The organism is Streptomyces boluensis (assembly GCF_009908195.1).
Classification (GTDB): domain Bacteria; phylum Actinomycetota; class Actinomycetes; order Streptomycetales; family Streptomycetaceae; genus Streptomyces; species Streptomyces boluensis.
The window spans coordinates 1-5602 of record NZ_JAAAHS010000445.1 but is presented as its reverse complement, the minus strand read 5'-3'; the positions used below and the strand labels follow the sequence as shown (position 1 = coordinate 5602).

The 5602-nt window shown below is 68.5% G+C and carries 8 protein-coding genes; 7 read left to right on the top strand and 1 reads right to left on the bottom strand.

Translation table 11 applies throughout. The features are described from left to right. Positions 1-110 precede the first annotated feature (110 nt). The 7 genes from clpS to GUY60_RS33290 all read left to right on the top strand — a co-directional run bounded on the left by clpS (position 111) and on the right by GUY60_RS33290 (position 4962). Complete coding sequence (clpS, locus tag GUY60_RS33320) at positions 111-434, top strand: ATP-dependent Clp protease adapter ClpS (RefSeq protein ID WP_161704710.1); 324 nt, start codon at positions 111-113, stop codon at positions 432-434. After that, positions 434-1027: a DUF2017 domain-containing protein gene (locus tag GUY60_RS33315; protein WP_161704708.1), complete on the top strand. Its 594-nt coding sequence runs from the start codon at positions 434-436 to the stop codon at positions 1025-1027. The genes clpS and GUY60_RS33315 overlap by 1 nt, the downstream gene beginning before the upstream one ends. 324 nt (positions 1028-1351) lie before the next feature. After that, the gene (locus tag GUY60_RS33310; RefSeq protein WP_161704706.1) at positions 1352-2836 is read left to right on the top strand and encodes an amino acid permease; all 1485 of its coding nucleotides are present in this window, start codon (positions 1352-1354) and stop codon (positions 2834-2836) included. 106 nt (positions 2837-2942) lie between these two features. Further along, positions 2943-3365, top strand: coding sequence for a M67 family metallopeptidase (locus tag GUY60_RS33305; RefSeq protein WP_161704704.1), 423 nt, complete (start codon positions 2943-2945; stop codon positions 3363-3365). 131 nt (positions 3366-3496) lie between these two features. Then, positions 3497-3598, top strand: coding sequence for a putative leader peptide (locus GUY60_RS39840; RefSeq protein WP_312866518.1), 102 nt, complete (start codon positions 3497-3499; stop codon positions 3596-3598). 133 nt (positions 3599-3731) lie between these two features. Continuing rightward, on the top strand, positions 3732-4010 hold the full coding sequence (locus GUY60_RS33295; protein ID WP_161704700.1) for a MoaD/ThiS family protein: 279 nt from the start codon (positions 3732-3734) through the stop codon (positions 4008-4010). A 1-nt stretch (position 4011) separates the two neighbouring features. Further along, a complete protein-coding gene (locus tag GUY60_RS33290) occupies positions 4012-4962 on the top strand; it encodes a PLP-dependent cysteine synthase family protein (RefSeq protein WP_161704698.1) in 951 nt (316 codons plus the stop codon). Positions 4963-5113: 151 nt separating this feature from the next. Here GUY60_RS33290 and GUY60_RS33285 read toward each other — a convergent pair whose 3' ends face one another. Next, positions 5114-5575: a type II toxin-antitoxin system PemK/MazF family toxin gene (locus tag GUY60_RS33285; protein WP_161704696.1), complete on the bottom strand. Its 462-nt coding sequence runs from the start codon at positions 5573-5575 to the stop codon at positions 5114-5116. Positions 5576-5602 lie beyond the last annotated feature (27 nt).

Here is a 5602-nt window from a genome sequence, read left to right as displayed (position 1 = left end):
TTCCGGTCGCTTCCCGGCCGCTTTCCGGTCGCTGTCCCGCCGCCTTCGCGGCCGCCACGGAGCCCGCTCCGACAGGCCCGTTTGTGCGGGGGGCGGGCCCAAGTGGCAGCATGGGGCAGGTGAGTGTGGCTCCTGATGTGTCTCCCGTAGAGGTCAAGCCCGAGTCGGTGGAGGAGGTCTCCGCCGTGACGGAGCCCGACGTCCCCTGGGTAACGATCGTCCACAACGATCCCGTGAACCTCATGAGCTATGTGACGTATGTCTTCCAGACGTACTTCGGCTACTCGAAGGACAAGGCGCACAAGCTGATGCTCGACGTCCACCACAAGGGCCGCGCAGTGGTGTCAAGCGGCACCCGCGAGGAGATGGAACGCGACGTACAGGCCATGCACGGCTTCGGCCTGTGGGCGACCATGAGCCAGGACCGCAACTGATGGCCGGGCACTTCGAGCCGGTACCCGGCGGCGGCGCGGCCGTCGCGCTCGACGAGGTCGAGATCTCGATCCTGCGCTCCCTCGCCGTGCAGTTGCTCGAACTGATCGGCCCCGGACCCGGCGGCGCCGAAGCGGGCGACGACCCGCTCGCCGAACTCTTCGCCGAGGGCCCGAGCGAGCCGCCCTCCGACCCGGTCCTGCTGCGCCTCTTCCCGGACGCGTACGGCGACCCGGAGGCCGTGCCGGACGAGCAACTCAGGGAGTTCTCCGCCGAGTTCAGGCGTTTCACGGAGAACGACCTGCGCGCCGGCAAGCGCGAGAACGCCCTCGCGATGGTCCGCTCCCTCGACACCCTCACCGTCGGCGGGGAGAGCGGCGCGGTCCTCAAGCTGTCGCCGGACGAGTGCCGACAGTGGCTCGGCACGCTCAACGACCTGCGGCTCGCGCTCGCCGCCCGGCTCGACGTGATCGCCGAGGAGGACGCCGAGCTGCTGTACCGGCTGCCGGACACCGATCCGCGCAAGCCGATGGTGATGGCCTACCTCTGGCTCGGCGGCCTGCAGGAGTCGCTCGTCGAGACACTGATGTCCTGATCAAGTCGACCCGGATCGAAGCGTTCGCTCAACGGACACTCAAATCCGGATAACGATCCCGTCACCGGGGCGGCCTTTTTTGGCCATCCTGTGCGCACTTTGTCCTGATCTCTCTGTGGTGTGCGCCACATCTCGCCTCGTCGATCACTGTCACGGCCGTGATAAATCTTCTCGACCACCAGCGGGACGCCACCCATGTTTCCGCCGGGGCGCCCCGTCGGCCGAACGCCGACAGGCACAGCTCCATCCACATCCGGGGGGATCGGGACCCGATCCGGGCCAGTACGTCGTACGGCCGGGTCGGCATGGAGAAAGGCGCACATCGTGACCTCAGTGCAGGTCGACAAGCAGTACGACGGCAATGAGGCCGTGCAAGGCGGTGACTCGCCCGAGGGTGGCGAGGGTTATCAGCGCGGGCTCGGTGCCCGGCAGATCCAGATGATCGCGATCGGCGGTGCCATCGGCACCGGCCTGTTCCTCGGCGCGGGCAAGGGCATCCACAAGGCGGGCCCGAGCCTGATCCTCGCGTACGCCCTCGCGGGCCTGATCATCTTCTTCATCATGCGGGCGCTCGGCGAGCTCCTCATGTACCGCCCGGTCTCCGGCTCCTTCTCGGAGTACGCCCGTGAGTTCATCGGCCCGTTCGCGGGATTCGTGACCGGCTGGACGTACTGGCTGTTCTGGGTCGTCACCGGCATCACCGAAGTGACCGCGGCCGCCCAGTACATGCAGTTCTGGACGAAGAACGCCGACGGCTGGCTCAATCAGCCGCAATGGGTGTTCGCCCTGATATTCACCGTGGTCCTCTTCGGCGCCAACCTGATCTCCGTGAAGCTCTTCGGTGAGCTGGAGTTCTGGTTCTCGATGGTCAAGGTCACCGCCATCATCGGCATGATCCTCATCTGCGCCGGCATCCTCACCATCGGCTTCTCCGACGCCGGTGACACCGCCTCCGTGACCATGCTGTGGGACCAGGGCGGCTTCTTCCCGAACGGCATCGGCTCCACCCTCATGACCCTGCAGATGGTCATGTTCGCCTTCCTCGCCGTGGAGCTGGTCGGCGTCACCGCGGGTGAGTCCAAGGACCCGAAGACGGTCCTGCCGAAGGCCATCAACACCGTGCCGTGGCGTATCGCCGTCTTCTACGTCGGCGCCCTCATCATGATCCTCTCGGTCGTGCCGTGGACCCACTTCGAGCCCGGCGTCAGCCCGTTCGTGGCCGCCTTCGAGAAGATGGGCCTCGGCATCGGCGCGGCCATCGTGAACTTCGTGGTCCTCACCGCCGCGCTCTCCTCCTGCAACTCGGGCATGTACTCCACCGGCCGCATGCTGCGCGACCTCGCGCTCAACGGCCAGGGCCCGAAGTTCTTCACCAAGCTGACGAAGAACGGCCTGCCGCTCGTCGGCACCAGCTTCTCGGCCTCGCTGATGCTGGTCGGCGTCTGGATCAACTACAAGTACCCGGGTGAGGCGTTCAACTACGTCGTCTCCTTCGCCACCATCTCCGGTATGTGGGCCTGGATCATGATCCTGATCAGCCAGCTCAAGTACCGCCGCAAGGCCGACCGCGGCGAGCTCCCGCAGTCCACCTTCAAGGCCCCCGGCGCCCCGTACACCAGCTGGATCGCGCTCGTCTTCATCGGCTTCGTGATCGTGCTGATGGGCATCGACAAGGACGCCAGGATCTCGCTCTACGCGGCCCCGGTCTGGGGACTCCTCCTGGGCGTCGGCTACCTGGCCATCCAGCGCCGCAAGAGCGACGCCGCGAAGGCCCTGGCGGACACCGCTCCGGAGGACGCCAAGCACTGACGGCAAGCACTGACGACGACAGCCCTCTGAGGGTCGTCTCAGAAGTCGTCTCAACAGATGGGCCGCGGATCTCGGATCCGCGGCCCATCTGCCTATCCTCGTCGGCATGCTGACCATCACCCAGGCCCTGCACGACCAGATCGTCGCCCACGCGCGCGAGGACCACCCCGACGAGGCGTGCGGCGTCGTCGCCGGCCCGGTCGGCACCGGCCGGCCCGAGCGGTTCATCCCGATGCTCAATGCCGCCCGCTCGCCCACGTTCTACGAGTTCGACTCCGGCGACCTGCTGAAGCTGTACCGCGAGATGGACGACCGGGACGAGGAGCCCGTGGTCATCTACCACTCGCACACCGCCACCGAGGCCTACCCGTCCCGCACCGACATCTCGTACGCGAACGAGCCCGGCGCGCACTATCTCCTGGTCTCCACGGCCGACGCGGACGGTCTCGGCGACTTCCAGTTCCGCTCGTACCGCATCGTGGACGGCGAGGTCACCGAGGAAGAGGTCGCGGTCGTCGAGGCCTACTGAGGCGGTCGTCCGTGGTCAGAGGCGTACGGCCGAGTGGCGGACCCGTACCCCTGTCCGTATCGCGGACGGAAAACGTCCAGTAGTTGAGATCACATTCCAGTACCCGGACCGGGAATCGATACGATGACCGCATGGTTTTCCACGACGTGAACGACAAGACGCCGGGCATGCTGCTCGTGGCGCGCCTTCACGTCGACCTGTGCAGGCTCAACAGCGCCATCTGTCCACGCTGAACCCTGCCGCCGCACGGCCGCGGGCCGGGGCGTACGCCCACCGCACCCTCGCGCACCACCCGCGCACCACATCGGCTTCTCGTGTGCTGCCGCGCGCCCACCGACCTGACTTCCTTCGACAGGAGACCCAGCCATGGCCATCGAGGTCCGCATCCCCACCATTCTCCGCCAGTACACCGACGGTGCGAAGGCCGTCGAGGGCAGCGGTGACACCGTCGCCGCCCTCTTCTCCGACCTCGAGTCCCGGTACTCGGGCATCGAGAACCGCCTGGTGGACGGCGGCGAACTGCGCCGCTTCGTGAACGTGTACCTGAACGACGAGGACGTCCGCTTCCTCGACGGCATCACCACCAAGCTCGCCGACGGCGACAGCATCACGATCCTCCCGGCCGTGGCCGGCGGTATGGCCTGATATGCGGTACGACTCCCCGCTGGCCGCGGTCGGCAACACCCCGCTCGTACGGCTGCCGAGGCTCTCGCCCTCGGCGGACGTACGCATCTGGGCGAAGCTGGAGGACCGCAACCCGACCGGCTCGGTCAAGGACCGCCCCGCGCTCCACATGATCGAACAGGCCGAGAAGGACGGCCGGTTGACGCCCGGCTGCACCATCCTGGAGCCGACCAGCGGCAACACCGGCATCTCGCTCGCTATGGCGGCCCGCCTCAAGGGCTACCGCATCGTCTGCGTCATGCCCGAGAACACCTCGTCCGAGCGGCGTGAACTCCTCGCCATGTGGGGCGCGGAGATCATCTCCTCGCCCGCGGCGGGCGGTTCCAACACGGCGGTACGGGTCGCCAAGGAGCTCTCCGCCGAACACCCGGACTGGGTGATGCTCTACCAGTACGGCAACCCGGACAACGCGGGCGCCCACTACGCCACCACCGGCCCCGAGATCTTCGCGGACCTGCCGTCCATCACCCACTTCGTGGCGGGCCTCGGCACCACCGGCACCCTCATGGGCGTCGGCCGCTACCTGCGCGAGCAGAACCCCGACATCAAGATCGTCGCGGCCGAACCGCGCTACGACGACCTGGTGTACGGCCTGCGCAACCTCGACGAGGGCTTCGTACCGGAGCTGTACGACGCCTCGGTCCTCACCACCCGCTTCTCCGTCGGCTCGGTGGACGCGGTGACCCGTACCCGTGAACTCCTGCAGCAGGAAGGCATCTTCGCGGGAGTGTCGACCGGCGCGGCCCTGCACGCGGCCATCGGCGTGGCCCGCAAGGCGGAGCGCGCGGGGGAGCAGGCGGACGTGGTCTTCGTCGTCGCCGACGGCGGCTGGAAGTACCTGTCGACCGGCATCTACACCGCGGAGTCCACGGAAGCCGCGGTCGAGGCACTGCACGGCCAGCTCTGGGCGTGAGGCGGAGGAACGTTCCGCGCGGGGGCGTGACGTGGGGCTGAACCTCTGGTCGGGCTGAACGGGGCCGGTGCGTCCGGGGGTTCAGGGTCCAGGGGTCAGCCCGACAAGACCGACCGGCGCGCACGCGCGTCCCGTCCGGGCCCCCGGCGGCTCACTCCGCCAGGTATCCCACCTGATCCCACAGCGCCGGATCCACGATCCCGACGCGGCGCCGGAAGTTCCACAGCGGGACCTGACGCAACTCGTCCGTCTCCAGGAAGCTCGGCCGGCCGTGGGCGTCCCCCACGGAACCGGGCGGCAACGGGATGACCCCGGCCCGCTCGTCGTGGTACTTGCTGCTGATCTTCGCGACGACGGCCCGCCGCCCGTGCACCGAAAGCACCAGACACGGCCGGTCCTTCGACCCCGGCCCGTCCTCGAACGGCACGTCGGCCCACCAGATCTCCCCGGGCTGCGGCCTGCGCTTCGGCAGCCGCCGCGGCCCCGCGGGCCGGGCCGGCGGCCGGGCACGACCACCCGGCCGGGACCGCGCGCGACCCCAGCCGTCCGCGACCACGGCCACCAGGGCCACCGCCACGACGGCGGCCGACGCGAGCCACCAGGACGTGTCCATGCCCCGACGGTACCGGCGCCCCCGACC